At 62.2% G+C, this 26068-nt stretch carries 26 protein-coding genes and 1 rRNA gene; 10 read left to right on the top strand and 17 right to left on the bottom strand.

All coding sequences use genetic code 11. The features are described 5' to 3' along the window. Nucleotides 1–29 precede the first annotated feature (29 nt). The 4 genes from AR689_RS13250 (at nt 30) to AR689_RS13230 (ending at nt 4961) form a co-directional block, all read left to right on the top strand. Nucleotides 30–2984 (top strand): aminotransferase, encoded by a 2955-nt coding sequence (locus tag AR689_RS13250; RefSeq protein ID WP_062070839.1) that lies wholly within the window; start codon nt 30–32, stop codon nt 2982–2984. A gap of 453 nt (nt 2985–3437) precedes the next feature. Continuing rightward, nucleotides 3438–3797 carry a hypothetical protein gene (locus AR689_RS13240; protein WP_156424597.1) on the top strand — a complete coding sequence of 120 codons (360 nt, stop codon included), beginning with the start codon at nt 3438–3440 and terminating at the stop codon, nt 3795–3797. Between the two features lie 182 nt (nt 3798–3979). Further along, nucleotides 3980–4462, top strand: coding sequence for a hypothetical protein (locus AR689_RS13235; RefSeq protein WP_062070833.1), 483 nt, complete (start codon nt 3980–3982; stop codon nt 4460–4462). A 28-nt stretch (nt 4463–4490) separates the two neighbouring features. Further along, on the top strand, nt 4491–4961 hold the full coding sequence (locus AR689_RS13230) for a MepB family protein (protein WP_062070831.1): 471 nt from the start codon (nt 4491–4493) through the stop codon (nt 4959–4961). 6 nt (nt 4962–4967) lie between these two features. On the opposite strand, the gene AR689_RS13225 is transcribed toward AR689_RS13230, so the two are convergent. Further along, on the bottom strand, nt 4968–5780 hold the full coding sequence (locus AR689_RS13225; RefSeq protein ID WP_062070830.1) for a helix-turn-helix transcriptional regulator: 813 nt from the start codon (nt 5778–5780) through the stop codon (nt 4968–4970). 76 nt (nt 5781–5856) lie between these two features. Here AR689_RS13225 and AR689_RS13220 point away from each other — a divergent pair, with 76 nt between their 5' ends. Then, entirely contained in the window at nt 5857–6369 is a 513-nt protein-coding gene (locus AR689_RS13220) for a VOC family protein (RefSeq protein WP_062070828.1), read from the top strand. Nucleotides 6370–6402: 33 nt separating this feature from the next. Here the strand turns inward: AR689_RS13220 and AR689_RS13215 are convergent, their stop codons facing one another. The 9 genes from AR689_RS13215 to AR689_RS13175 form a co-directional block, all read right to left on the bottom strand. Further along, entirely contained in the window at nt 6403–6762 is a 360-nt protein-coding gene (locus AR689_RS13215; protein ID WP_062070826.1) for a VOC family protein, read from the bottom strand. Between the two features lie 3 nt (nt 6763–6765). Then, nucleotides 6766–7026 (bottom strand): DUF4235 domain-containing protein, encoded by a 261-nt coding sequence (locus AR689_RS13210; RefSeq protein WP_024818999.1) that lies wholly within the window; start codon nt 7024–7026, stop codon nt 6766–6768. Between the two features lie 108 nt (nt 7027–7134). After that, complete coding sequence (locus AR689_RS13205; protein WP_062070824.1) at nt 7135–7311, bottom strand: CsbD family protein; 177 nt, start codon at nt 7309–7311, stop codon at nt 7135–7137. A 90-nt stretch (nt 7312–7401) separates the two neighbouring features. Continuing rightward, nucleotides 7402–8094 carry a dihydroxyacetone kinase phosphoryl donor subunit DhaM gene (gene dhaM / locus AR689_RS13200; RefSeq protein WP_062070822.1) on the bottom strand — a complete coding sequence of 231 codons (693 nt, stop codon included), beginning with the start codon at nt 8092–8094 and terminating at the stop codon, nt 7402–7404. Beyond that, nucleotides 8091–8753, bottom strand: coding sequence for a dihydroxyacetone kinase subunit DhaL (gene dhaL / locus AR689_RS13195; RefSeq protein ID WP_062070821.1), 663 nt, complete (start codon nt 8751–8753; stop codon nt 8091–8093). The genes dhaM and dhaL overlap by 4 nt, the downstream gene beginning before the upstream one ends. A gap of 2 nt (nt 8754–8755) precedes the next feature. Beyond that, a complete protein-coding gene (dhaK, locus tag AR689_RS13190; RefSeq protein WP_062070819.1) occupies nt 8756–9757 on the bottom strand; it encodes a dihydroxyacetone kinase subunit DhaK in 1002 nt (333 codons plus the stop codon). A 174-nt stretch (nt 9758–9931) separates the two neighbouring features. Next, a complete protein-coding gene (locus AR689_RS13185; protein WP_062073785.1) occupies nt 9932–10120 on the bottom strand; it encodes a hypothetical protein in 189 nt (62 codons plus the stop codon). Nucleotides 10121–10134: 14 nt separating this feature from the next. Further along, nucleotides 10135–11583 carry an FAD-binding oxidoreductase gene (locus AR689_RS13180; RefSeq protein ID WP_062070816.1) on the bottom strand — a complete coding sequence of 483 codons (1449 nt, stop codon included), beginning with the start codon at nt 11581–11583 and terminating at the stop codon, nt 10135–10137. A gap of 172 nt (nt 11584–11755) precedes the next feature. Continuing rightward, the gene (locus tag AR689_RS13175) at nt 11756–12265 is read right to left on the bottom strand and encodes an amino-acid N-acetyltransferase (RefSeq protein ID WP_062070814.1); all 510 of its coding nucleotides are present in this window, start codon (nt 12263–12265) and stop codon (nt 11756–11758) included. A gap of 147 nt (nt 12266–12412) precedes the next feature. Here AR689_RS13175 and AR689_RS13170 point away from each other — a divergent pair, with 147 nt between their 5' ends. Next, on the top strand, nt 12413–13279 hold the full coding sequence (locus tag AR689_RS13170; protein ID WP_062070812.1) for a hypothetical protein: 867 nt from the start codon (nt 12413–12415) through the stop codon (nt 13277–13279). A gap of 52 nt (nt 13280–13331) precedes the next feature. On the opposite strand, the gene AR689_RS13165 is transcribed toward AR689_RS13170, so the two are convergent. The 6 genes from AR689_RS13165 to lysS form a co-directional block, all read right to left on the bottom strand. Then, a complete protein-coding gene (locus AR689_RS13165; protein ID WP_197412873.1) occupies nt 13332–15434 on the bottom strand; it encodes a S9 family peptidase in 2103 nt (700 codons plus the stop codon). 87 nt (nt 15435–15521) lie between these two features. Beyond that, complete coding sequence (locus AR689_RS13160) at nt 15522–16739, bottom strand: glycosyltransferase (RefSeq protein ID WP_062070807.1); 1218 nt, start codon at nt 16737–16739, stop codon at nt 15522–15524. 156 nt (nt 16740–16895) lie between these two features. Next, nucleotides 16896–19388, bottom strand: coding sequence for an ATP-dependent Clp protease ATP-binding subunit (locus tag AR689_RS13155; RefSeq protein ID WP_018780101.1), 2493 nt, complete (start codon nt 19386–19388; stop codon nt 16896–16898). Between the two features lie 361 nt (nt 19389–19749). After that, nucleotides 19750–20076, bottom strand: a complete 327-nt coding sequence (locus AR689_RS13150) for a histone-like nucleoid-structuring protein Lsr2 (protein ID WP_062070805.1) — start codon at nt 20074–20076, stop codon at nt 19750–19752. 128 nt (nt 20077–20204) lie between these two features. Beyond that, nucleotides 20205–20378 carry a hypothetical protein gene (locus AR689_RS23325; RefSeq protein ID WP_011772935.1) on the bottom strand — a complete coding sequence of 58 codons (174 nt, stop codon included), beginning with the start codon at nt 20376–20378 and terminating at the stop codon, nt 20205–20207. 2 nt (nt 20379–20380) lie between these two features. Beyond that, nucleotides 20381–21910, bottom strand: a complete 1530-nt coding sequence (gene lysS, locus AR689_RS13145; RefSeq protein ID WP_062070803.1) for a lysine--tRNA ligase — start codon at nt 21908–21910, stop codon at nt 20381–20383. Between the two features lie 76 nt (nt 21911–21986). Between lysS and AR689_RS13140 the strand changes: the two genes are divergently transcribed. The 4 genes from AR689_RS13140 (at nt 21987) to AR689_RS13125 (ending at nt 25801) form a co-directional block, all read left to right on the top strand. Beyond that, nucleotides 21987–22889, top strand: a complete 903-nt coding sequence (locus AR689_RS13140; protein WP_062070801.1) for an alpha/beta fold hydrolase — start codon at nt 21987–21989, stop codon at nt 22887–22889. Between the two features lie 9 nt (nt 22890–22898). Further along, nucleotides 22899–23753: an alpha/beta fold hydrolase gene (locus tag AR689_RS13135; RefSeq protein ID WP_062070799.1), complete on the top strand. Its 855-nt coding sequence runs from the start codon at nt 22899–22901 to the stop codon at nt 23751–23753. A gap of 106 nt (nt 23754–23859) precedes the next feature. Beyond that, nucleotides 23860–24693: an alpha/beta fold hydrolase gene (locus AR689_RS13130; RefSeq protein ID WP_062070796.1), complete on the top strand. Its 834-nt coding sequence runs from the start codon at nt 23860–23862 to the stop codon at nt 24691–24693. 214 nt (nt 24694–24907) lie between these two features. Then, on the top strand, nt 24908–25801 hold the full coding sequence (locus AR689_RS13125; protein WP_062070794.1) for a glucose 1-dehydrogenase: 894 nt from the start codon (nt 24908–24910) through the stop codon (nt 25799–25801). A gap of 176 nt (nt 25802–25977) precedes the next feature. Here the strand turns inward: AR689_RS13125 and rrf are convergent. After that, nucleotides 25978–26068, bottom strand: a 5S ribosomal RNA gene (gene rrf / locus AR689_RS13120).

The following is a 26068-nucleotide window of genomic DNA, read 5'->3' as shown; positions in this document are numbered from 1 at the left end:
GCCACACCTGAACATGGAGAACAACCCAAGTGAGCAATTCGAGTAATTCCTTTGATTTCTTTGAGCTCGGTGCTCTTCCGGTACCCGTAGTGAACGAACGGGAGGCGGCCGATATCGCCAGCAGTTTACTCTCCCGCGAGACTGTTGCTGCCGTCCTAGGCAGCCAGCAGGACGCAAACTTTCTACTGCGGAGCCCGGACGGTGGAGAGCCGATCGGCATTCTTAAGATCAGCAACGCCGCCTTTGACAACGAGGAGATCGCTGCCCAGACGGAGGCGGCGGATCATCTTGCCAGGTCGGTGCCGGGACTGCGGGTTCCTGTGTCTTTGCCCCTAAAGTCAGGCCAAGGGACATCCCAGGCTGTAACTGTGGAACTCCCATCGGGCGGGCATTCCATAGTTCGGATCATGCAGTGGCTGCCAGGGGGAACCCTGAGTGGGTCACAGCATATGGAAGAACGGGTGGTTAGCGCTATTGGAGCACTGGCGGGACGGGTTTCCCGGGGGTTCGCCAGCTTCAGCCACGCCAGACTGCAGCGGGTGCTGCAGTGGGACCTCCAACACGCCGAAAGGGTGGTGACGTTGCTTTCGGGGTTCGTTACTGACCCTGGACAGCTTCAGCAGATCAGCAGCGTCTCCGAGGATGCAGCCAACGCGGTCCGTTCGCTTGCCGACCAGCTGCCACGTCAGGCCGTACACGGCGATCTGGTTGACGACAACGTCGTATGCGTGGAGAAGGACGGTTTGCGACTTCCCGACGGCGTGATTGACTTCGGCGACCTTACCGAAAGCTGGGCTGTGTCTGAACTGGCAGTCACCGTCACATCGCTGCTGCATCACGACGGCGCAGACATCTTCAGCGTCATCCCTGCCATTCGGGCGTTCAACGCAGAACGGCCTTTGTCGGAAGCCGAAATTGACGCGGTGTGGCCCCTGGTTGTGCTCAGGGCGTGTGTCCTGGCAGTCAGTACATATCAGCAGGTCTCCCTGGACGCTGACAACGAATACGCGCGTGAGAACATGCCATCTGAACGCCGCATGCTTGACCAGGTCTCGGCACTCCCGCTGCCCGTCGCAACAGCCCTTGTCCGCGAGGCACTGGGGCTGGCACCCATCGTCGCTGAACTCCCGCCCAGGCACCAGCCCATGTGCGCTCCCGCAACTGATGCCGTCGCGCTGGATCTGACCACCGGGTCACACATTTTCGATGGGGGAACCTGGCTTGAGGACGACATCGAACATCATGCGGCCATTACCGCGCTGGATTCGGGAAACGCATTTGTGGAGACAGCCTTCGGCGAAGCAAGGCTCTCTCAGAGCCCGCCATTGAACAGGCGCGCTCCTCTTAACACAGCCACTGGAATCGACGCATGGTGGCGCACGCCGATAACCCTGTCGACGCCGTGGGCAGGCACAATCAGCGGCTCCGGATCTGCACTGGTCGGCGTGGATGGTTGTGTAGTTGCCGTGACGGGGCCCGGGGCGAAAGCCCTGCACCCAGATGGCTTTTCCCTACTACCAGGCGAGCCCGCCTGGGCAGTTGAACCACGCCAGAGAGTCCGGGTCACCGCATATCGGGAGGAAGCCCGGAACAGTGTGCCGCCCTACGTATCTGCCGCTGAATTTAGTGGGTGGCGGGCTTGGCTTGCCGACCCGACGTCCCTGATTTCAGCGAACGATAGCTCTTCCCCGATTTCACCTCCATCAGCTTCGCAACTGCTGCGTCGCCGGCGAGAGCACTTCGCCGGTGTACAGCAGCACTACTACAACGATCCGCCTCAAATCGATCGCGGCTGGCGGGAGTTCCTTACGGACGCGACCGGTCGGACATATGTCGACATGGTCAATAACGTGGCATTGCTGGGGCACGGTCACCTGGGCCTGGCAGACGCGGTGAACAGCCAGATGCGTCTCCTCAACACGAACTCACGTTTCCACTACGAAGCTGTTGTGAAATTCTCGGAGCGTCTAGCCGCCATGACACCCGACCCTCTGGACACCGTCCTGCTGGTCAATTCCGGGTCAGAGGCGAACGATTTGGCACTTCGCATGGCCCAGATAGTGACCGGCCGCAAGCAGCTCGTGGCCGTCCAAGAGGCCTATCACGGCTGGACCTACATGAGCGACGCTGTATCGACGTCAACTGTCGATAACCCTGTGGGTAAAGAAACCCTCCCGTGGGTCAAGACCCTGATCTCTCCCAATGCGTACCGCGGTCAACACCGGGGGCAGGACGCACTCCGGTATACCAAGGAGGCAGTCTCAGAGATTGAAGCACTATCCGCCCAAGGCACGCCCCCGGCGGCCTTTATAGCGGAAGCCGTGTACGGGAACGCAGGTGGGGTTCTTCTGCCTGAGGGCTACCTGAAGGGCGTTTACGAGACGGTCCGAGCTCACGGCGGACTGGCCATTGCTGATGAGGTTCAGGTGGGATACGGACGGCTCGGCACCTGGTTCTGGGGTTTCGAACAACAAGATGTCGTACCGGACATAGTGACAGTGGCTAAAGGCATGGGAAACGGGCACCCTCTTGGCGCCGTGATAACTACCCGGGCCATTGCGGATGCTTACCGTGAACGGGGCTATTTCTTCTCCTCAGCTGCCGGAAGCCCTGTGTCATCCGTAGTGGGGCTGACAGTACTGGACGCACTACGCGATGAACACCTGCAACAAAACGCGCGCGAGGTTGGGGAACATCTGCGCCAGAGGCTGGAAATACTCGCTGGCAAGCATCCCATTATCGGTGCCGTTCATGGCTCCGGCCTGTATATGGGGATTGAGTTGGTGCAGGACCCGGCGACACTTGAGCCAGCAGGCAATGAGGCGGATGCTATCTGCCGCCGTTTGCTTGACCTGGGTGTGATCATTCAGCCGACCAGTGACCGAATGAACGTACTCAAGGTCAAGCCGCCGCTGTGTATCTCGCGTGAGTCCGCGGACTTCTTCGTGGATGCGCTCGAGTGGGTTCTCCACAACGGATGGTAATCCGGACTGAACCGTTGTCGGGTGGTGTACGTCCGCTGATAAGCCGCCTTGTTGGCGCAGCAGGTTAGGACACATTCGATGTTCGAGCGGTCACGGTGCCGGCCGCATCAGGCTTTCAATCCGATGCGGCCGGCACCGTGGCCTCGAATCAACTAACTGCAGCAGCAACCCCTGAACTGGCGGAATCAATCTGATGGACCAAACCACAAGGAAAAATGAGACACGCCCTCCCACGGAATTGGCTTCGCAGCCCAAAACCGGACAGCGCATCCTCCTCCGTTGGCCTGACGGCCTGCAATGCGAAGGCACAGTAGAGGACGTCATGGACCAGCACGATATTTTCTGGATTACTGACCATTCGACGGGTACACGGCGGATCGTGTTCGCTTCTGATCTGTCGTCAATCACCGTAATTTGAACATGCTCGCCCTAACCAGCGAGAAGGGAAGCCGCGTGACTTACATCTCCATCCTCCCCAAGAACGAGAACGCCCAGTCGCGCATGACTGACAACCGCGATGAAGTCATGGACCTACTATTCGCAGCCGCTAAAGACATTCTGCAGATTCCCGACACCGACATCATCGTGGAGTTGAACAGGTGCACTACCGTCTCCTTCAACCGGGCGGCAGTACACGCGGGAGCAGCCCCCGACGTCGTCCTTAAGTTCGCTACCAGTGACCAGTACCTTCAGCCGCGATTTCAAACGCTTTGCGATCGTGTGGTGGACGGCTGGAACAGCCAGTTCGGTGACATCAAGCTGGAAGTATGGGTAAGTCTGATCGACACTTGGGGAACCAACGCCGACTTATGACGAGTTCCTCAGATCAACCATCCCGCTACTACACCGTGGGGCCACGTGGCTTCTTTGCGGAGGTCTGCCGGGCCGGTCTCGCCGAGGCAACGGGCATCCGGATCCATAACAATGCAGGCGTCGTTTGCTCCGTGGCAACCGCATTTCGGCGACGACGGCGGCCCGAAGTCCTACTCTGAAGCATGGGCAGAATCGGGTTGGCTCTCACCCTTGCAGGCACTGCAGCGCTTCTTCCTGGCTGCTTCCCCGAACCTGTCGGCTGCCCGGCAATTGGACACGTGCCCGGTGTTTCCCTGACCGTGGCAGCGGACTATGCCCCGGACGTCGCTTCGCTTCGGTTGAAGGCATGCCAGGATGGCGTGTGCACTGAGGAGGAATTGATGCTGAACCCCGGGGCGACGTCCGTGGACCAAGGCTGCACACCCGACGGCGTGTGCTCAGCGACGTCGTCGCCGGACGGGACCCTCCAGGGTTTCCTTGAGCTTCCTGCCCTCAGCGAGAATCCCCTTGAGGCCACCGTGACCGGAACTTCCCCGGCCGGTATCGCGCTGCCCGAGCATACCGTGACCTTCACTGCCCGAGGTGAGTACCCTTACGGTGAACAGTGCGGGCGGGTGATTTCTGCTGGCCTGACGCTGGACGGAGCAGGTCTGCGGCAGCGGTAGTGCTGTGGCTGCGCCCTAGGATGGGAGCGTGCTTGATGATGATGTCCACCCCGACGTAGCCGATGCCCTGCGTGTTCTGAACCAGTCCTTTGCGAAGTGTTCATTGCCGGTGCCGGAGGCCGACAACCGCGACTACGGGGCTGCAATCGCCACGTATGGTTCAGGGGTTATAAGGCTCCGGGTCGGCAAGCTCACCCCCACGAAAGTGGGCCTCTTCGTTGCAGTGTGGCGGCGGGCAATCGACGGCTCTACGGAACCTTTTCCCGTGGAAGAGAACATTGGGATGCTGGTGGTGACGGCGCGGGAAGGAAACAACGCGGGCCAGTTCGCTTTCCCTAAGTCCGCGCTGGTCAAGCACGGAATAGTCTCGGTAGGCGGAGTAGGTGGAAAGCGCGGCTTCCGGGTCTATCCACCGTGGTCGGCAGTGAGCAACCGGCAGGCAAAACAAACCCAGCAATGGCAGGGCGCTTACTTCTCTTCGACAGCAACGGCAAACTGAGCGAAGCTAGCCCGGGTTTCCACCCACCGACCTCCGGTACGAGCTTGGAGTGAACCCCAGGTACTTCCGGAAGTCGTTCGTCAGGTGCGCATGATCCGCATAGCCGAGTTCGACGGCGATCGCGGCAAGGTCCGCTGTTGGGTTGGACCGGGCGAGCTCGGCGGCATCCTGCAGTCTTCGGCGCCGAATAAGGGCGGAGGGACTCAAACCGACGTACTTTCCGGCGATTCTCTGGAGAGTTCTCGGTGACACTGCGAGACGGGACGCCACATCCTCAATCATGAGCACGTCGGGCTCGGAAGCGATGATGTCCATCATGCGATTGGCCAGCAGGGCCTCCTCGGACGCAGCACATTCCAGGGAAACCAGCCACGCAACAAAGGCTTCCACTGCCCGCTCGCGGCGAGCGCCGTCGTCGTGCGTGTTGCCACCTGGAATTGCCGTCATGGCTGCTGACACAGCGCTGAGCAACTCCGGCAAAGGAATCGCCACTTCCTGATCGCGGAGGGCTGCCGGGTTGTCAGTGAACAGGGGCACTGCGGCGGGCCGGAGTAACGCGCCCACGGCCCATCCCTGGCCCATCAGGTCACGGTAAGCGGCCCGGGTTGTTGGCCCGGAGAACTCCACCGCGTCTCCCTGAACCACCAGGTTGGACGTTGGGTAGGCGATCACGTGTTGCCGGGATGACCGGCCGGGTTCGATGTTCCACTCCGGAATCCAGAACCACTGCACCAGGTGGGCTACGGAAGCAGAGGCGGGAAATCGGTGGAAGGTGGGCAGCCTCGCCGGATAGAGGATGCCCTTGAACGAACCTTCCATGGGAGCCTTCCCTGAGGATTAAAGCTGTCGTGAATCTCCAAGCGCCTCGGGGCATGGAGCCCGTAGCGTCATAACCATGACAGATACTACAAGCACAGAGTCCTTCACAGCGGCCAACGGTGAACACACCACTTACGGCATACCGAACGGCCTGACCAGCCTCACGCCGTTCCTTGCGGTACCCAACGCAAAGGAGGCCATTGCGTTCTACCGCGATGTGTTCGGCGCCCGGGTTGTTGGCGAGACGGAGATGGGCGGAGTGGTGGTCCACGCGGAGCTCGACTTCGGCAATGGCCACCTGCAACTTGGCGAGCCCAACCCGGAATACCACCTGGTCCCTGCGCCGAGTGGCGAGGATGATTGCTACTCCCTTGGCCTGTACTGCCAGAACGCGGACGGGCTGGTCAAGAAGGCGGAACAAGCCGGGGCCACCATCCGCGAGCCGCTGTCCACGTTTGTCTCGGGCGACCGTTACGCAAGCATTCGCGATCCGTTCGGCGTCCGTTGGTCCATCATGACGCGCGTCGAGGACCTCTCCGAAGAAGAGAGCAACCGCCGCGTTGATGAGTGGGCCGCCCAGCAGGGCTGAACTCACGAGGAGGCCAGGCCCGGCGGGCTTCCGTTACGTAAGGCAGAGGCAGAATGGATGCCCGGCCGGGTCAAGGAGCACCCTGAACGTTTCTCCTGGCTGGTGGTCAGCCTTGCTCGCGCCAAGGGACAGGGCAACTTCCTCACCCTTGTCCAGGTCCTCCACGATCATGTCCAGGTGCATTTGCTGCGGAATGGTCTGGCCAGGCCACTTGGGCGCTTGGTACACCTCCACTTGTTGGAAGGAGATGCAGTTGCTGCCGTCGGCGGGCCGGATATCAAACCAGCCATCTTTGTCTTCGACTTCCCAGCCGAAGAGCTCGCCGTAGAAGGCGGCCAGGGCAGCAGCGTCAGGGCAGTCGATAACCACGCTCGGGTATTTTGCTATAGCCATGTGTTAGACCTCGTCTGCAGTCTTCTTCATACGGGCCAGGGCACTCTTGGTTCCCCGCTGGGTGAGGACGTGAACAATGGCGCCTACACCTGCGGAAACCACCGCGAAGACCAGCACGCCTGGCAGTGAGTCGCTGAGGTCCGTGCTGTCCTTCGGGGCTGGCTTGCCGGTCTTCTTCTCCCAGAGGCCTTCCAGGGTCTTGTTTGCGAGCGCGCCGGCGCCGAGGCCAATTGCCAGGCCAAACACTTTTACCAGTATGTTCATGGGAAAAATCCTCCATCAGTTAGCGCGCCGCGGGAATGGCGCCTCGCACAACATTCGCCTCAGAGACAAAGCGGGGCCGCTGCACTTGCAGCGGCCCCGCTTGGATTCTTAGTCCTTCTTGAAGGCGTCCTTCAGCTTCTCGCCGGCGCCCTTGAGGTCGGCTTTCGTCTGGTCGCCCTTGCCTTCGGCTTCCAAGCGCTCGTTGTCCGTCAGCTTGCCTGCAGCTTCCTTAGCCTTGCCGCCCAGCTTCTCGCCAGCGTTCTCCAGCTTGTCGTCAGCACCCATGCTTCGTACCTCTTCCTCGTAGTGAACCTGTACCTCTACAACATCACTAATCAGTGTACTTAGCAATATTTCGGAGAAAGTTGCCCTGAACTAAAGCTCTCCAAACCCTTCCTTCACAAGCCGGCCCACGTACTCCACTGCTTTAGTCGCGTCCTTGCCGCGTGCTTCAACACGCAGGATGGAACCCTTGCCGGCAGCCAGGGCCATGAGCGCCATGATGGACATGCCATCGACGCCGTTGACGGTCACCTCAGCGTCCAGCCCGGACAGTCCACCGGCGATCTTTGCGGCAGGCCTGGCATGCATACCCAACGGATTGATGAGCTCGAAGTCGGCACTGGCGTCCGGCTCGTCCCTACCCTCGGGGATCTCCGGGCCTCCCCCACCTGAGGGCCCGTTCCCGAAAGCCACAGCTTCCGCTGCCTTGCGGACATCCTCGACGCCGGCACCCCCTTGCGCTGCGACGGCTGCAGCCACGAGTCCTTCAACCAACGGCGCATCGGCCAGGAGAACGGCGTCAGGATCGCTGGCGAACTCCACCGCCGATTCGGCTGTCATCACGGCCGAACCAAGATCAGTCAGGACCACCACGCCATCACCCCCGGAATCAACCAAGGACTGCTCGACGGCGGCCAGCACCTTCTCGAGGCTGGTTCCGATTCGCTCGTCGTCAGTTCCCCCGGCGGCGACGAGTTCGACGTCGGGCGCCATCTGCGCGGCGAGTTCCACCGCACCCTCAGCGATCTTGCTGCTGTGCGACACCACCACAATCCCCACGGTCATACGGCGTCGGTTCCCGTATCACCGGTGGAACCGGCGGCAGCTGCTGCGGCCGCCCTCAGAAGCAACGCGGTTGAGGCAGCTCCGGGGTCGCGGTGGCCTGCACTGCGCTCTCCCAAGTAGCTGGCCCTGCCCTTCCGTGCCACCAAGGGATCCGTGGCCATGGCCCCTGTCTCGGCAGCTTCCGCAGCTGCTTCGAGGACGGCCAGGGCATCAGCGCCGCTCGCGGCCGCCTTTTCGGCCGCTTCGACTGCCGGCGTCCATGCGTCGATCATGGTTTTGTCGCCGAGTTCGGCTTTGCCCCGGGCCACCACGCCATCACGGGCGGCAGCGAGGGCAGCGGCCAACGCCGCCGCGTCAATATGGCTTGCGTCCCCCAAGGAAGTTGCTGCCCGCAGATACGCCGTGCCATACAGCGGTCCGGCAGCGCCGCCCACCTTGGACATGAGCGTCATCGCTGCAGACTTCAATGCTGCTCCCGGAGTCTCCGGCGGGGTCTCATCGAGCTTCTGCAGCACTGCCTGGAACCCACGGTCCATGTTCTCGCCATGATCAGAGTCGCCGATGGCCCGGTCCAGCTCAATGAGTTCCACCCGGTGCTCGTCCATGGCTTTTGCGGAGAGCTTCAACCAGTCCAAGGCCCAATTGACGTCCAACCCCATGCTCACGCTCCCCACCGCAAGGCTGCTGTGTGGACAGGTGCGTCCCAGAGCCTGGTCAGCTCGTCATCGAGGCGCAGCACGGACACGGAACACCCTTGCATCTCAAGGGATGTCACGTAGTTTCCCACCAGCGAGCGCTCCACGGTGGCGCCGCGTTCGGCCAGCACTTGGGCCGCGCGCCGGTACACGATGTACAGCTCACTCTGCGGGGTGCCACCCATGCCGTTGACGAACAGGAGCACCTTCTCACCGGATGCGAGGGCCAGATCTTCCAGCACCGGCTCAAGGAGGCGGTCCGTGATGGCATCGGCGCCTTCCATCGGGATCTTGTGCCGGCCGGGTTCGCCGTGAATGCCAATGCCGATCTCGATCTCATTTTCCGCGAGTTCAAAGCTCGGTGTACCGGCGTGCGGAACCGTGCAGCCGGACAGGGCCACACCCATGGTCCGCACATTGGCCACTACACGTTCGGCGATGGCGGTGACGGCGTCAAGGTCATCGCCGCGCTGGGCAGATGCACCGGCGATCTTTTCCACGAGGACAGTTCCGCCAACGCCGCGCCTGCCCGCGGTGTACAGCGAGTCCTCCACCGCGACGTCGTCGTTGACCAACACCGAACGCACGTGCACGCCTTCAGCTTGCGCCATTTCGGCGGCCGTCTCGAAGTTCAGGACGTCGCCGGTGTAGTTCTTCACAATATGGACGACGCCGGCGCCTGAGTCCACTGCGACGGTCGCCGGAATGATTTGGTCCGGTGTGGGCGAGGTGAAGACTGCGCCGGGGACCGCGGCATCCAACATGCCGAGGCCCACGAAGCCCGCGTGCAGGGGCTCGTGACCGCTGCCGCCACCGGAGACCAGGGCTACTTTGCCCGCTACGGGAGCGCCTTTCCGGACGACGTATTTGGGCTCGGGATGGACGTCCACGATGTCGGCATGGGCCATGCCGAAACCTTCAACGGACTCGTCCACCACGGCGCGTGGATCATTAATGAGCTTTTTCATGTGATGCTCCTGGGCGTGCTGTGGCTGGTGCTCTGACCCTACTACCGGCGGCTGTGGGCACGGTAGGCCCTGGGGAGCGGTTGTGCATAAATAGCGTCGTCAGCCCTTACCAAAAACAACAGAAAGGGACAGCCCCCAATGACTGTCCCTTTCTGTCGTTGCTGTTACGCCCCGCTAATCCTCGGCGGCCTGCGCTGTCACCGCCTCGGGTTCATTTCTGGCGTGATACTCGGGCCAAAAGGCCGAGTACAGATCCGGGTTCGAGTGCCCTGCGTCCTGCCAAGAGGCCTCGTGCGGCCATGATCCATAGGGAATGTCGATCTGGAAGGCGGAGAAATCGGGGAAGGTGGTCCTGTGGTCCATTGTCCGCATCCCCGTCAGCTGTTCAGGACGGCGTCGCCGCCGGCCGTGACAACGTCCTCCAGCAGCACGGTCTGATCAATGACCGGGAGCCCCACAACGTGCCCGAAGCTGAACATATTCTTCGGGTCCAGCTCCGCTTTGGCCTTCCTGAGCCGTTCGCGTGCGCCGGGAAGCCATGGCTTCTCCCTGTCCTCGGCATCCGCAAAATGGCCGTGTAGATTCACGAACGTCCCCGCATTCGCGGCAGGACGGAGGTCTTCGTGGACCGAGCTAAAGACCGTTGGCAGTATGTCCAGCACCGGAGGGACAGCAATGGCGCCCATGAAGAAGCTGAATGCTGCGTCGCGGCCCCCCACAAGGTCTTCCCCGTCCGCGCTCTTTGCCAACGCGCCGCCCAGGAGACGAAGTTCCGCCAACAACACAGGGCTTTCCACCCCAGGCCCAAAGTGCCGCAAGAGTGCATCCTCGGCTTCGTCATCCAGGCGGTCCAGCAGGAAACCGTGCTCCCGCACTGGCACCGGCTGGTCCGGGTCTTGGTGGATCGTGTCGAATTGGGTGGGACTCAGAGGTCCCGTGGCATCCATCATGAACGGAGCGCAGGTGCGCATCGGCTGGAGCACTTCTGACGCGGTTACCGGATCGCCCTGATAGGCGTAGCGGAGATGGATGACGAACTTCCCGCGCAGGGGCTCGGGAATCATGTCCATGTCCGGAAGGCGAAGGAACGCCATGGATGCTGATGCCTCCACTGGCAGCGACGGCACCCATTCCCTGAATGCCCGCAGGACTTCAGGGGCGTATCCGCCGTCGAAGTACATCCCGCCTGCATAGAGATCGCCTGCCGGGAAGAGATGGAATTCCATGGCCGTGACGATGCCCAGGTTTCCCTTGCCGCCACGGAGGAGGTAGAACAATTCCGGATTCTCGTCCTTGCTCACCCTGCGCTGGGTGCCGTCGGCGGTGACGAGTTCAAAGGCAATGACGTGGTCTGAAGCGAAACCATACTTGCGCCCCAGGATGGGCAGGCCGCCGCCCAGGGTGTAGCCCACCACCCCGACGTCGGTAGTGGAACCGCAGAGTCCCATCAAACCGAAGGTCGCGGCGAGATCCACCACGGCCTTCCACCGAACGCCGGCACCAACGCGGGCCGTCTTCTCGATGGGATCGATGCTCAGTTCAAGCATCCGGCGGGTGCTGATGAGCACACCGCCTTCGATGGCATTGGTGGCGCCGTGTCCGGTGGACTGGACGGAGACGGGCATGCCGCGCTCGGCGGCCCAGCGAACAGCCGCGGAAACGTCCTCTGCATCGAGGGCGCCGAAGGCGAGTTCAGGTTGGTGCTGTGTGGAGAGGTTGAAGGCCGCAACTTCGGGAGCGAATCCCGGATCGGCAGGCGTGAACACGGGGCCGTGCACGCTGAGTTGGAGTTCTGAAACATCTGAAAACGACGCGTGGGACTGCATGATCTTCTCTCAATTGACCGATGTGGTGGAAGCTTCCCCAGCAAGCCTCCATCATTTTATCCATCAAGTGGATATAAGTGAAGATCTAATAAATCACCCATAATCGGGCAGGCTTGATAAACCCACCCCTTAGGCGGGAGATCACACATCTCGGAGCTCTGCGGGAGGGTTGCTAGAGCTGTTTGATCATGCGGGTGTTGCCCAGGGTGTTGGGCTTCACGCGGGCGAGATCCAGGAACTCGGCCACGCCTTCGTCATGCGAGCGCAACAGCTCGGAGTACACCTGGGGATCCACGGCCGACTGGTCCGCCATGACTTCGAAGCCGTGACGCCGGAAGAAGTCCACTTCAAAGGTCAGGCAGAACACACGGCTCACGCCAAGCGCCCGCGCTTCTTCCAGCAGGTTCTCCACGAGGACATGCCCCACTCCCCGGCCACGCCAGGAGTCGGCTGCGGCGAGGGTGCGAATTTCGGCCAGGTCTTCCCACATGACATGCAAGGCCCCGCAGCCAATAACTTCGCCGCCGTCAGACTCGGCGATCCGGAACTCCTGGAGGCTCTCGTAGTACGCCACGGTTTCCTTGGCCATGAGGATCCGTTCCTCGGCCAAGGGGGCCACAAGCCTCTTGATCGCCGCCACGTCGCTGGTGCGGGCAGGGCGGAGGCTGAAGGTCGGGTTCACTCCCCCATCCTAACGAGGCAAACAGGTCCCGGCCGCGCCCACAGAACCACATGGTTCGTGAACGGATGATCCGGAGTCCGGTCGTCGGACAGAACGCCAGGGAGGAACTAGTCTCAAGTGGTGCCACCCAACTGGAAAGGTATTGAGATGAAGAAGGCCGTTCTCACTCTGGAGGGCACCCTCAGCGATGTTGTCGCCGTCTCGGAAGCGGCAGCGAAGGCCATTGCCGTAAATGACAGGGTCAGGCGGCCGCTGTACCGCGAGTTGCATAGGCTGCACGAGCGTCGCGGCGCACTGGCAAAAGCCCCCGACATTACGAGGGGACGAAAGCGAATCCTGTGGCAGGCAACGTGGGGCTTCCTCATCAGCGCCGGCTTGTCAGCCGCATTGACAGCAGCCGTGATGTTCGGTCCCTCAGATCGCAAGAGCACCTATATCACCGCGGAGCAGGCAGCTTCAGTGGCCTCCCCTGCCGCGGTGATCGGAATCGTTCTCCTGGCAGTTGCGCTCTTCCTCCCGGTGCCCGCAAGGCCGGCAGCACGATACGGAACCGTGTGCACACTGATTGTGGGACTCTTCGTCGTCGGCCTCGTGACCTTCAGGGCTGTCACGGGCGTCGCCGATGATCGAGGATTTGATACCGGGCAGGTCGCACCGTGGCTCATCAAGATGACGCTGACACTTGCACTCCTGGCCCTCCTCGCTTGGCGCCTGAACCGCAAACGATTGCTGGAACTCCAGCGGGACCTCAGTCCCGCAGCTGGCAAAGAGGCGATGCGAAACTTACAGACGGCGGCTGAACACCTTGCGGCAACGTCGGTTGAACATTGGGACCAAGGAGCGAGCGGCTCGGTATCAGCGGCATGGAATGCTCAACTGAAGCAGCTGGAGCGACAAGGGACACCCTCGCATGTCATCGCTCAGGCACAAGCGATCGGGCCGATCGCATGGCTTGCCCGGTTTGTCTACGGCGGCGATTTCAACGGGGACCTGCGCAGAATCCTGTCCCGATAACACCAAGACAAACGGTAGCGGGCGGCCAATGAGGGTTCCCGTGTCACCGGATCTACACTCCCAGCTCCTCCGGCAAAGGAACGTCCTCGCCCAGCACCTGCTTCGCCAGGAAGTGCTCCACCACGCCGTACCAAACCTTGGCATGCTGCGGTTGCAGGATCCAGTGGTTCTCGTCCGGGAAGTAGAGGAAACGGTGCGGGCTTTGGCCGTTCTCGTCAGCCGGCAGTTGGGATGAGGACAGGAGCTCGTACCAAAGGCGCAGGCCTTCGCCGATCGGCACCCGGTAGTCCTTGTCGCCGTGGATCACCAGCATGGGCGTCTTGATGTTGCCTATGTTCAGGTGCGGCGAGTTCTCCATGGCCATCTCCACCGTCATTTCCTTCAGCCAATACTGGGCCGCGTCGGTGGTGGGACCGAATTGGTCCAGCGCCCAGAGGCTGGCGTGGGTGACGATCGCCTTGAAGCGGTCAGTCTGGCCAGCCACCCAGTTGGCCATGTAGCCGCCGAAGGATCCGCCCATCGCCGCGGTCCGGGTCTGGTCAATGTCCGACCGCTCCACCACGGCATCAGTGATGGCCATGAGGTCCGTGTAGGGCTTCTTGCCCCACTCGCCCCATCCGCGCTGGATGAACTCCTGACCGTAACCGGTGGAAAGTGCAGGATCGGGAAGGAGGACGGCGTAGCCCCTGGCCACCAGCAGCCACGGGTTCCAGCGCCACGTCCAGGCGTTCCACGAGCCCAGCGGTCCACCGTGGATCCAGAGCAGCAGCGGAGCAGGAGCATCAGCTGAGGCGCCTTCCGGGAGCGCGAGGTACGCAGGGACCCGCGACCCATCCTCCGCCGTGGTCTCCACCCGCTCCAACCGGCCCTTGTACGCTGGCCGCTCCGCCGGCGCTGGCAAACGGAGGACTTCACCGGTGGAGAGATCGATTCGTACGGCTTCGGCAGGGAACTCGTAGGAGCTTCGCAGAGCATACGCCGTGGCTCCGTCAGGAGAAACCACGACGTCGGAATAGGCGGCGGCGTCCTTCGTCACCCGCGTGACACCGCCGTCAGCGACGTCAATCCGGAAAACCGGCGACGCGCCGTCGTCGTCCGCTTTTGCCAGGACCGCGCTGCTGTCGGGGAGCCAGGCGAGCACTGTAGCCCAGCGATCCCACTGGTGCGCGAGCGGCTCCAGGTCTGCCGTCTCGCCGCCTGCGACGTTGAGGAGGTGCAGCTTCACTTGCGGAGCCTGGGTGGGCGTCGTATCGCTTTCGCTTTCAACAACCAGCGTGCTGTTGTCCGGGCTTACGGGTCCCGGGAAGTAGCTCATGCCCTCGTGGTCCAGCAGCACTTTGACGGTCCCGCTGGCCACGTCGACGGCGGCGAGCACCTCCCGGCTGTCAGCCTTCGCGAGCGCTTTGGTCATGCTGGTGTAGATGGTCTTGCCGTCCGGACTCACCACGGTTTTGGCCTCGCGCAGCGAACCGCCGACGCCGGGCGTCAGGTTGCGGAGCTTGAGCGGCGCAGCGGCGTCCACGGTGGAAGGCTTGCCGGGCTCCTTGTCATCGCCCTGCTCCACGGCGAAGAGCCGCGGTTCGGCAGGACCAAGGTCGGCGTCCCAGTACCGGACGGGATAGCCGCTGTGCAGGATGGCGGAAACCTTGTTGTCCTTGCGTGCCTTGCGGCGCTCCTCATCGCTGTCCTCATCCGTGGACCCGGCCAGGACCTCTGCGTTGATGAATGCCGCGTCGGCGTCCTTCGCGGTCATCACCGAAGCGATGCCGCCGGAACGCGAGTGCACCACGCGGGCTTCGCCCCCATCAGCGGGAAGCAGCCACAGTGCATTCACGGGGTCGGCGTCTGGACTGTCCGGATCAGGGCGGGCCGAGGTGAAGTAAAGGTCGCCGTTGCCAGCGAAGACGGCGCCGGCCTCACCCTTGGAACTGCGAGTGATCCGGCGTGCATGGTTCCGGCCCGTGGGATCAAGTTGCCACAGCGCGGTGGCAAACCCGGTTCCCTTTCCGTTAAGCGTGGTCACGGTGGTGACCAGGCGCTTACCGTCCGGGCTGAGGGTGAGGCCACCAACCCGCGGGATGGCGAGGTAGTGGTCGACATCGTGAAAAGGAGTTTCGGGCTGCTCGCCCTGGGTGTGAGTGTCAGCAGAGTCCATGCTCCGATTCAACACGTAATGTGCCGACGATCACAGAGTGGTTCACTCACAGTGAAACAGTACTTTCACATATTCCGTGCTCTACTGCTACGTGGAGGAATGATTTCGCAGGGCCTCGACCACCGGCACGGTACCGTCCTCAGCAGCGATCGCAGCCGCCACTTCCGCGGCCCGCTTCGCGTACGACGCCGTGCTGACAGTTTCCTTGATCGCGTCACCGAGGCGTTCCGGACTCAGCTTCTTGTAGGGAACCGGCTGAGGCCCCGCCCCGAGCGACGCAATCCGGGAAGCCCAGAGCGGCTGGTCCGTGTATACGGGGACGCCAATGGCCGGGACCCCCGAACGGAAGCCGGCCGCCGTCGTTCCCGCTCCAGCGTGATGAACCACGGCCGCCATCTGCGGGAAAAGCCACTCATGGGGAACGCTGCCGATGCCGATTGCATCCTCCCCCAGTACACCCTCGGTTCCCTGAACAACCGCCCGCACCCCGGCGCGTCGGCTGGCCTCGAGAATGAAGGCGGGATCGATGTGGGCGCTGCTTCCAAAGCCTACAAAAACGGGCGGTGGGCCTGCGGCAAGGAACGCCACGAGTTCCGCCGAAGGCTGCCAATCCGCCTTCACGGCCGGCCACCAATATCCAGCCATCACCAGGCCCGGGTGCCAATCCGCAGGCCTTGGCAAAACTGAAGGACTGATGCCGTGAAGAATAGTCGCGTGCGCTTGACGACGACGGCGCTCACCGGCCGAGCGACTCTGCTTGCCGAGCCCCAGCTCCTTGCGCAGGCGTGCACTGGGGGCGTCATAGGGAGCAGGACCCGCAGCCGCGCGTTCACCGATGATCTTGTTACCCAGTGGGCCAAGGCTTCGGGCCGAATTCATGAGAACCGGCGGATATGCCGCGCTCGGCTCCGTGGGCTGCAAATGTGCGCCAATCGCCGGAATGCCCAATGCTTCTGCGATGTCGTAAGCATAGGGCGCCACCGAATTGGCCAGGATCACGTCAGCGCCGGCCTCAGCCGCAGCCAGGGTTCCGGTGGCGGCATCGTCCATGTATTCGGTGAGCTTCCGCCAGAAAGTGAGCACGCCCGCGGATGACGCCTTGGCGCCGGGGGCCGGTTGCCTGATCAACCCGGCCAGATCCCCGGGCAACGGCCTGAATTCGCAGCCGGACTCAACAACCAGAGGGGCATAGGCAGGGTTGGCCGCGACGGCCACCTCATACCCCAGGCCCTGCAAGCGACTCCCGAGACCGGCCATGGGCGCAACATCGCCCCGCGTGCCTGGAGCCACCATGAGTACGCGCATGCGGTCCCACTTCCCTTCTTCGGAGTTTTGTACAGATGAAGCCACCTTATGGGCATTACCTGGACAAGAACCCGGCACGCGTCAACGCAAAAGCCCCGCCTGCTTCATTGCTGGAGCGGGCGGGGCCTTCTGCTGCTGCGCTTTGTGCTGCTGCGCTTACGCGGTGGGAGCGATCTCCGGGATACGCGGCTTGGCGTTGCCTTCGAACGTGAACTTGGCGTCGTCACCTTCGCCGTCAACGTCCACCACAACGATGTCGCCGGAGTGGATCTCGCCGAACAGGATCTTCTCGGACAGCTGGTCCTCGATCTCGCGCTGGATGGTGCGGCGCAGCGGCCGGGCACCCATGGCAGGATCGTAACCACGCGTGGCCAGGAGAACCTTGGCAGCGGGGGTGAGCTCGATGCCCATGTCCTTATCCTTAAGGCGACGCTCCAGGCGGGTCACGAACAGGTCCACGATCTCGATGATCTCGTCCTGCGTCAGCTGCGGGAACACCACGACGTCGTCAACACGGTTGAGGAACTCGGGACGGAAGTGCTGCTTGAGCTCTTCGGTAACCCGGGCCCGCATCCGGTTGTAACCGGTCTGGGTGTCCGTGCCGGACTGGAAGCCCGTTGCCACGCTCTTGGAAATATCGCGGGTACCAAGGTTGGTGGTCATGATGATCACGGTGTTCTTGAAGTCCACCACACGGCCCTGGGAGTCGGTCAGTCGGCCGTCTTCCAGGATCTGCAGCAGCGAGTTGAAGAGGTCCGCGTGGGCCTTTTCCACTTCGTCGAACAGAACTACGGAGAACGGACGCCGGCGGACCTTCTCGGTCAGCTGGCCGCCTTCTTCGTAGCCGACGTAGCCCGGAGGTGCACCGAAGAGACGCGAAACCGTGTGCTTCTCGGAGTACTCGGACATGTCCAGCGTGATGAGGGCGTCCTCTTCACCGAACAGGAACTCGGCAAGCGCCTTGGCGAGCTCAGTCTTGCCGACGCCGGTGGGACCGGCGAAGATGAACGAGCCACCCGGACGCTTGGGGTCCTTCAGGCCTGCACGGGTACGGCGGATGGCCTGGGACAGTGCCTTGATGGCCTCGTCCTGGCCGACAACGCGCTTGTGCAGTTCGTCTTCCATCTTGAGCAGGCGCGAGGACTCTTCCTCCGTGAGCTTGAAGACCGGGATGCCGGTGGAGTTCGCAAGAACTTCAGCAATCAGGTCCTCGTCAACCTCGGAGATGTCGTCCATGCCGCCGGACTTCCAGTTGCGTTCCTTCTCTGCGCGTTCGGCAATGAGCTTCTGCTCCTTGTCGCGCAGTGAGGCAGCACCCTCAAAGTCCTGGGCGTCGATGGCGGATTCCTTCTCCATCTTCACTTCGGCAATTCGCTCATCCATGGCCTTGAGCTCCGGCGGAGCGGTCATGCGGCGGATGCGCAGGCGGGCGCCAGCTTCATCGATGAGGTCGATCGCCTTGTCCGGCAGGAAGCGGTCCGAGATGTAGCGTTCGGCCAGCTGCGCGGCTGAGGCGAGGGCGCCGTCGGTAATCGTTACGCGGTGGTGTGCCTCGTAACGGTCACGCAGGCCCTTGAGGATCTCGATCGCGTGAGCGACAGAGGGCTCCTTGACCTGGATCGGCTGGAAGCGGCGCTCAAGGGCGGCGTCCTTCTCAATGTGCTTGCGGTACTCATCCAGCGTGGTGGCACCGATGGTCTGGAGTTCACCACGGGCAAGCATCGGCTTGAGGATGGACGCAGCATCAATGGCGCCTTCAGCAGCACCTGCACCAACGAGGGTGTGGATCTCGTCGATAAAGAGGATGATGTCGCCGCGGGTGCGGATCTCCTTGAGGACCTTCTTCAGGCGCTCTTCGAAGTCACCACGGTAGCGGGAACCGGCAACCAGGGAACCGAGGTCAAGCGTGTACAGCTGCTTGTCCTTGATGGTCTCCGGGACGTCACCGCGGACGATCGCCTGGGCGAGGCCTTCGACGACGGCAGTCTTACCCACGCCGGGCTCACCAATCAGGACCGGGTTGTTCTTGGTACGGCGGGAGAGGACCTGCATGACGCGTTCCATCTCCTGCTCGCGGCCGATCACAGGATCGAGCTTGTTCTCGCGGGCAGCCTGGGTCAGGTTGCGGCCGAACTGGTCAAGCACCACCGAACCGGCGGGAGTACCTTCCGGCTGGCCCTGGCCGGAGCCGCTGCCTGCGGTCTCCTTGCCCTGGTAGCCGGAGAGCAACTGGATAACCTGCTGACGGACCCTGTTCAGGTCTGCCCCAAGCTTCACCAGCACCTGGGCGGCCACACCTTCGCCTTCGCGAATGAGGCCGAGCAGGATGTGCTCAGTACCGATGTAATTGTGGCCGAGCTGCAGTGCTTCGCGGAGGGAAAGCTCGAGCACCTTCTTGGCGCGCGGCGTGAAGGGGATGTGACCGGACGGGGCTTGCTGGCCCTGACCGATGATCTCCTGCACCTGCTCACGAACGCCATCGAGCGAAATGCTCAGGGACTCGAGCGCCTTGGCAGCAACGCCTTCACCCTCGTGGATCAAACCCAAGAGGATGTGCTCGGTACCGATGTAATTGTGGTTGAGCATCCGTGCCTCTTCTTGGGCAAGGACGACCACGCGACGGGCACGGTCCGTAAATCTCTCAAACATTTCGCCACACTCCTAGCTACGACGTACTTTGATGCTACGTGTCCGAGAAGCACTTTTGGGGCGTGTTCGCCACAGGGGAAACATGACGTGATTGCGGAATAAATCCTGCTCCAGCCCTTGACCCAGCCAGCCCGCAGTGTCACCCTGTTGCCCTGCCCGAGAGCACATGGCTACCGCCGGCGGGAGGCATTTCTCCTCCGCCCCTGGCCGAGCCTTTGTTGGGGCCCATTAGTGCCGGTATTCGAACCGTGCCGGCGCTAGCGATTCACAGGATATTCCATGCCCATGGGCGGCCACCCATAAACTTCCGGCTTAAACGCCAATGCCCCGGCAGTGACTGCCGGGGCATTGCAGCGGTGAATCAGGAATTAGCCTTTTGGTACGCTTCCTGAATTTCAGCCTGAATACGTCCGCGACTGTTGACGGTGTAGCCGTTGTCACGGGCCCACTGCCGGATTTGCGCGGAATCCTGGTTACGTGCGGCTGTGGCACGGCCCCGGGTTGCACGGCCGGAAGAAGTCTTCCTGGCCTTTGCGACGTAGGGCTCCAATGCCTTGCGCAGCGAGACTGCGTTGGCAGTGGACAGGTCCATCTCGTAACTCACGCCATCGAGGCCAAAGCGAACAGTTTCGTCCGCGGCCCCTTCATCCAAGTCATCGACGAGGATGATTTTTACTTTCTGTGCCATGAGGTGCCTCTCATTGGGAGGGTCGGATAATCAGAAATTCCCCGGATTCCTTTGATGATTATCGTTCACGGCAAGCATGCACGTCAAAGCGTAATTGGATTCTCTTCCGTTAGCTGAACCCAATTGAGCTATTTAGCGGCCGGGCCCTCGGACGCCGGTCCTGAATTTTTCAAATTAGCTTCGGCCTGCGCCTTGGCTTCGGCCTGCCGTTCTGATTTGTCCGCATTGAAGATCGACTTCATGGCAAACCAGAAGATCAATCCCACCACAATGGATGGCGCCAGGACTGCGATGTACTCCATAATCAGTGACCTTCAGGCTTCAATAACGGGAACAGGATGGTTTCGCGGATACCGGCACCGGTGAACAACATCACCAGACGGTCAATACCCAGCCCGATGCCGCCCATGGGCGGTGCACCGTATTCAAGGGCGCGGAGGAAGTCCTCGTCCAACTGCATGGCCTCCTCATCGCCCGCAGCGGAGCGGCGGGACTGCTCTGTGAGACGTTCACGCTGGATCACGGGATCGATGAGCTCGGAGAACGCCGTACCGCGCTCCATGCCGCCAATAATCAGGTCCCAGGCCTCGATGAGCCGGCCGTCCTCACGGTGCGGGCGTGCCAGCGGCTGGGCGGAGGGCGGGTAGTCGTAGACGAACGTGGGGTTCAGCAGGGTGGGTTCCACGATCTCGCCGAACAGTTCCACAACGATCTTCTCGGCGTCCCACTTGGGGTCCACCTTGACCTCGTGCTTGGCAGCAATTGCCAACAACTCCTCCACCGTGGTGTCCGGAGTAATTTCACTTCCCACAGCTTCGGAAATACCCGGGTATACCGAAATCCAAGCCCATTCGCCGTCGAGGTTAATTTCCCCCGCATCCGTCTGGATGGTGCGTGTACCTACGACGTCGGCCACATTCAGGATGATTTCCTTCATACGCTCAGCCATGACGAACTGGTCCGCCCACGCTTCGTAGCATTCGAGGGTGGTGAATTCGGGGCTGTGCGTGGAGTCCACACCTTCGTTGCGGAAGACCCGGCCCATGTCGTACACACGATCAATGCCACCAACAACAGCGCGCTTAAGGAAGAGCTCAGTGGCGATGCGCAAGGTCATCTTCTGGTCGAACGCGTTCATGTGCGTCTCAAAAGGACGGGCCGTAGCGCCGCCGTGAACCAGCTGCAGGATGGGAGTTTCCACCTCCACATAGCCGTGGCGGTCAAGGGTGTCCCGGACCGAGCGGGTGATAGCCGCGCGCTTGTACACCATCTCGCGGGCTTCGTCGCGGACCATGAGGTCCACATAGCGCTGCCGCACGCGGGTCTCTTCATTCAGTTCCGCGTGCAGGACCGGCAGCGGACGCAGGGCCTTGGACGCCATGGACCACGACTCAGCCATGACCGACAGCTCGCCGCGACGGGAAGAGATGACCTCACCCTTGATAAAGACGTGGTCGCCAAGGTCAACAAGGGCCTTCCAGTCAGCCAGGGCCTCCTCGCCAACATTGGCCAGGCTTAGCATCGCCTGCAGGCGCACCCCCTTGCCGTCCACGCCGCCCTCCTGAAGGGTTGCGAAGCACAGCTTGCCGGTGTTGCGGACGAAGACGACGCGTCCGGTGACGCCCACTATCTCGCCGGTGGTTTCATCGGCTTCCAGATGAGCGTATTTCTCGCGGATTTCGCTCAGGGAATGAGTCCGTTCAACACCCACCGGGTAGGCCTCGGTGCCGCGCTCGATCAGCTTGGCGCGCTTCTCCATACGGATGCGCATTTGCTCGCTGGCGTCGACGGGCTCTGCGGAGGTGTTCAGGGCGGGGGTGTTTGCGGAAGTCACAGTCCTTAAGTTTACCGGTGATTACCGACCTTTACGTCCGGGCGCCAAGATCAAGGAAACGCATAGACTCGGGCTTGTGGAAACGTGGACGGTTGAAACGGACGACGGCGGCGGGCAGCTTGAGGTGCACACCTTCCGGCCGACTGGTTCATTGGGTACTGCCCTTCCGGGTTCCACAGCACCCGCTGAACCAACCGGCGTCGTGCTTGTTCACGGCACCTTGGTGACCGACTCCCTGTACTGGCCGTTCGCGCGGACGCTGAGCGTCATGCTGGGGCGTCCGGTGCACAGCTACAACCGGCGCGGCCGGGGCCATTCCGCGCCGCAACCACCGGGCTACTCTGTGGGCACCGAGATCGCGGACCTTCAAACGGTCATGGAGCGGAGCGGCTCCACGGATGTGGTGGCCCACAGCTATGGCGGTTTCGTAGCTCTGCAAGCCGCCCGCCAGGCCAGGATCAACAAATTGGTGACCTACGACGCCGCCGTGTCGCTCTCCGGCAACCTCAGCAGCCGCTGGCGGCCCGAGCTCGAGGAAGCTGTTACCTCCGGGCAGCTGGATCATGCGTGGGCCCACCTGGTGCAAGGGCTGGGGACTGCGGGGCCCATTTCCTATCTGCCCATGGGTGCGCTGCGGGCGCTGAGTGTCCTCTCGGCCCGGACCCGGCTCGGTTTGGAGATGCGATCCCTGCTGCCCACCGCGGTCACCGAAATGCGCGCTGTCCTGGACGCCGACGCCCACCTTCAGGACTTCATGAAACTTTCTACTCCCACGCTGATGCTCAGTGGCGGATGGAGCCCGTCCTACTTCGCAGAGACCGGCCGGATGCTGGCCGGCGCCGTGCCTGCCATCACTTTCGCGGTGGTCCCTCTGCAGTTCCACGAAGGTCCGCTGCGGCCCGGGAAGCGGCTCGCTTCCCGGATCGCCCGGTTCCTGTCGGGCAATGTGGTGGGGGAGGAAACCCACAGTGCCCCCTAGGATGTTCCGGTGAGGGAACAGGACATCAGAACGCACGACGGCGGCAATCTCGCCTTGTATAGCTACGGCACCGAAGACGCACCCGGGGAACGCCGGGTGGTGCTCATTGGCGGGGCATTCCTGACTGCGCTGATCTACCGCCCTTTCTCCATAGCCCTGTCCAAGGGGCTGGGTGAAGGCTGGGCCGTGGATGTGTACGACCGCCGCGGCCGGGGCAAATCCAGCGAGCAGCCGTCCGACTACTCCATGGCTACCGAGATCGCCGATGTCCGAACCATCATGGACGCCACGGGTGCCCGCAACATCATGGGCCACAGCCTTGGCGGTTCGGTGGCCCTGAACGCCGCTCAGGAGTTCGTGGGCAGCTCCCACCAGCCGGACAAACTTGCCGTCTACGACGCCGCGGTGAATATCGACGGCAGCATGGATACCGGGTGGATCAAAGGGTTCGAGGACTCCGTCAATGCCGGTGACATCAACAAGGCCATGGCAAAGATGAAGCGGGGCATGGAGACTGGTACAGCACTTGCCCGCGTACCTGAACCCATTCTGGCCGGGCTCATGGCCGTGGTGTCGCGAACCAAAGTCAACAAGCTCTTCCGCGACTTGCTGCCCACTGGCGTGGGGGAACTCAAAGCAGCCTTCGATGAGTCCGATACTCCGCGGGATTTCTCCGCCCTTCCTTCCAGCACGCACTTCATGGTGGGTAAGAAGAGCCCCCGGTTCTACAAGGTGGCAGCCGCACGCCTGAACAGGGCCGTTCCCGGAAGCACCTTGGAAGTCTCACCCAAGGGTTTTCACGGCTCCGTTCCAGCCGCGGTCAACGAACTGGTCTCCGACATCTCGGACTACTTCAAGGGTTGAGGGGTTTCACACTTTCCCAGTGGATGGCTTTTCCACGCGGATCGCTTTTTTCCACATAAGGGCCGGGATGGTGCCTGCATTCAGGTCGCTCGGTTAGGCTCAATTCATGACGCGCGACATCATCATGACCCACGACGGCGGACACCTCGAACTACTCACCACCGGCGGTGAGCTGGCAGCGGCAGGCTCCGGCGTCGTCGTCGTTCCTGCCTCCATGGTGACGGCCACTGACTACGCACGCTTTGCTCAAAAACTCAGCGAGGCCCTCGGCCGCCCAGTCCACACCTTCAACCGGCGTGGGCGCGGTGATTCGTCCCCGCAGTCAGAGGACTACACCCTTGAAGCGGACATTAGGGACCTTGACGCTGTCATGAAGCACACGTCCAGCACGGACGTGTTCGGGCACAGCTTCGGAGGTGCCGTTGCACTGCACGCGGCGCGGACACTGCCGGTGGAACGCCTGGCGGTTTACGATCCCGCAGTTTCGGTCAACCACAGCGTCAAAGCCGACTGGACACCGGATTATGAACGCGCGACGGCGGCGGGAGACTACGATCGCGCCCTCGCCATCCTGATCAAGGGAGTAGAGACCGGCGGCGCCTTCGCCCGGATGCCCCTGTCCATGTTGACCCTGGCCAACAGGCTGGCCGCTGGCACACCACTGGGCAAGCAAATGCGCGAACTGATGACCTGCGGTGTCCGCGAGATCAAGGCGGTCATCGCTGCGGACATGCCTCCTGAGCCGTTCCTTGAGCTGCCCTTGGAGACCCTGATTGTGGTGGGCGAAAAGAGCCCCGCATACTTCGGTGTTGCGTGCGGGCAGATCCACGACATCCTGTCCGGATCCAGCTACACCATCCTCCCCGGATTCGGGCATGACGGACCCAACAAGGCACCGGACAAGCTGATCGCGGAGTTGTCGGAGTTCTTCTCTGGTTAGCAGCTCCGGCAGCGTTTGGGGCGTATTGACGTCCACTGAGCGTGGCTTGGCATGCCCGAGGCTTGGCAGAGCCCCGCGGCTTGGCAGACCGCTCTTCCCACCCATAGGCTGTAATTCATAAGTCCCCTTATCTTTTTAGGGGACGGGCGCTGACCGGCTTCGTTTCCCGGCAGCTGCCTGATGTGTCTCAGCACCCGGCAACAGGAGGAGAACCATGACTGATCAGTACACATTCCGAAACCCTGTGACCGCCTACGAACAGATCTCACCGCCCATACAGCACCAGCCCGAACCCGGCCTTGATGCCGAGCTGACACCCAAAGCCGACCTCGGTGAAGAGAGCTACCGCGGGACAGGGCGCTTGGAAGGCCGCAAAGCAATCGTCACCGGGGCGGACTCGGGAATCGGCGCCGCCACGGCCATCGCCTTTGCCCGGGAAGGGGCAGACGTTGTTCTTTCCTATTTGCCCGAAGAGGAAGAAGACGCCTCGCGAATTGCCGGCATCATCGAGGCCGCCGGCCGCAAGGCCGTAAAAGTTCCGGGAGACCTGAAGGACTCCGCCACGTGCCAGGAAGTGGTGGATACCGCCGTTGCGGTCCTCGGAGGAGTGGACATCCTGGTCAACAACGCCGGCAAGCAGGTGGCTCAGGAAAACCTGGCCGACATCACGGATGAACAGTTCGACCATACGCAGAAGACCAACGTGTACGCCATGTTCTGGCTGACCAAGGCGGCGCTTCCCCACCTCCCTGCCGGATCCACCATTATCAACACCACATCCATTCAGGCGTACAACCCGTCGCCAACGCTGGTGGACTACGCCACCACCAAGGCAAGCATTAACAACTTCACCAAGGGGCTCGCGCAGCAGCTCGCACCCAAGGGCATCCGGGTTAACGCCGTCGCGCCTGGTCCTATCTGGACGCCCCTGCAGGTCAGCAGCGGCCAGCCCAAGGAAGAGCTGCCGGAGTTCGGGCAGTCAACGCCTCTGGGCCGCGCGGGGCAGCCGGCAGAACTGGCACCGGCCTACGTGTTCCTGGCCTCGCCCGAATCAAGCTACGTGATCGGCGAAACGCTCAACGTCAACGGCGGTACCCCCACGCCCTAGCTCTGGGGCGGTGAAGTCGTCGGCCTCGCCTTCTAAGGGGCGGGCTTGTTCCCTCATACACGGGGAAGATCGCCCCCTAGGCTGGCGACGTTCTCGGTTTGTTGGTTGTTTTGTTGTTAAATGCGGGGAGCCCCGACCTGGTGGTCGGGGCTCCCCGTGAATGGTTGTCCGGCGGTGTCCTACTCTCCCACACCCTCCCGGGTGCAGTACCATCGGCGCTGTGGGTCTTAGCTTCCGGGTTCGGAATGGGACCGGGCGTTTCCCCCA

It is taken from the genome of Arthrobacter sp. EpRS71 (assembly GCF_001512285.1).
GTDB lineage: Bacteria > Actinomycetota > Actinomycetes > Actinomycetales > Micrococcaceae > Arthrobacter.
Note: the sequence above shows the minus strand (reverse complement) of the source record. Positions and strands in the feature narration are given on the sequence as shown.

Coding starts and splice junctions, on each gene's coding strand:
- AR689_RS23325 (WP_011772935.1), bottom strand. CDS start 20,378: ATGGAGTACATCGCAGTCCTGGCGCCATCCATTGTGGTGGGATTGATC.
- AR689_RS13130 (WP_062070796.1), top strand. CDS start 23,860: ATGACGCGCGACATCATCATGACCCACGACGGCGGACACCTCGAACTA.
- AR689_RS13160 (WP_062070807.1), bottom strand. CDS start 16,739: ATGCGCGTACTCATGGTGGCTCCAGGCACGCGGGGCGATGTTGCGCCC.
- dhaM (WP_062070822.1), bottom strand. CDS start 8,094: ATGACCGTGGGGATTGTGGTGGTGTCGCACAGCAGCAAGATCGCTGAG.
- AR689_RS13165 (WP_197412873.1), bottom strand. CDS start 15,434: ATGGACTCTGCTGACACTCACACCCAGGGCGAGCAGCCCGAAACTCCT.
- AR689_RS13220 (WP_062070828.1), top strand. CDS start 5,857: ATGACAGATACTACAAGCACAGAGTCCTTCACAGCGGCCAACGGTGAA.
- AR689_RS13185 (WP_062073785.1), bottom strand. CDS start 10,120: ATGGACCACAGGACCACCTTCCCCGATTTCTCCGCCTTCCAGATCGAC.
- AR689_RS13150 (WP_062070805.1), bottom strand. CDS start 20,076: ATGGCACAGAAAGTAAAAATCATCCTCGTCGATGACTTGGATGAAGGG.
- AR689_RS13235 (WP_062070833.1), top strand. CDS start 3,980: ATGGGCAGAATCGGGTTGGCTCTCACCCTTGCAGGCACTGCAGCGCTT.
- AR689_RS13125 (WP_062070794.1), top strand. CDS start 24,908: ATGACTGATCAGTACACATTCCGAAACCCTGTGACCGCCTACGAACAG.
- dhaK (WP_062070819.1), bottom strand. CDS start 9,757: ATGAAAAAGCTCATTAATGATCCACGCGCCGTGGTGGACGAGTCCGTT.
- AR689_RS13215 (WP_062070826.1), bottom strand. CDS start 6,762: ATGGCTATAGCAAAATACCCGAGCGTGGTTATCGACTGCCCTGACGCT.
- AR689_RS13225 (WP_062070830.1), bottom strand. CDS start 5,780: ATGGAAGGTTCGTTCAAGGGCATCCTCTATCCGGCGAGGCTGCCCACC.
- AR689_RS13210 (WP_024818999.1), bottom strand. CDS start 7,026: ATGAACATACTGGTAAAAGTGTTTGGCCTGGCAATTGGCCTCGGCGCC.
- AR689_RS13180 (WP_062070816.1), bottom strand. CDS start 11,583: ATGCAGTCCCACGCGTCGTTTTCAGATGTTTCAGAACTCCAACTCAGC.
- AR689_RS13170 (WP_062070812.1), top strand. CDS start 12,413: ATGAAGAAGGCCGTTCTCACTCTGGAGGGCACCCTCAGCGATGTTGTC.
- AR689_RS13205 (WP_062070824.1), bottom strand. CDS start 7,311: ATGGGTGCTGACGACAAGCTGGAGAACGCTGGCGAGAAGCTGGGCGGC.
- AR689_RS13155 (WP_018780101.1), bottom strand. CDS start 19,388: ATGTTTGAGAGATTTACGGACCGTGCCCGTCGCGTGGTCGTCCTTGCC.
- dhaL (WP_062070821.1), bottom strand. CDS start 8,753: ATGGGGTTGGACGTCAATTGGGCCTTGGACTGGTTGAAGCTCTCCGCA.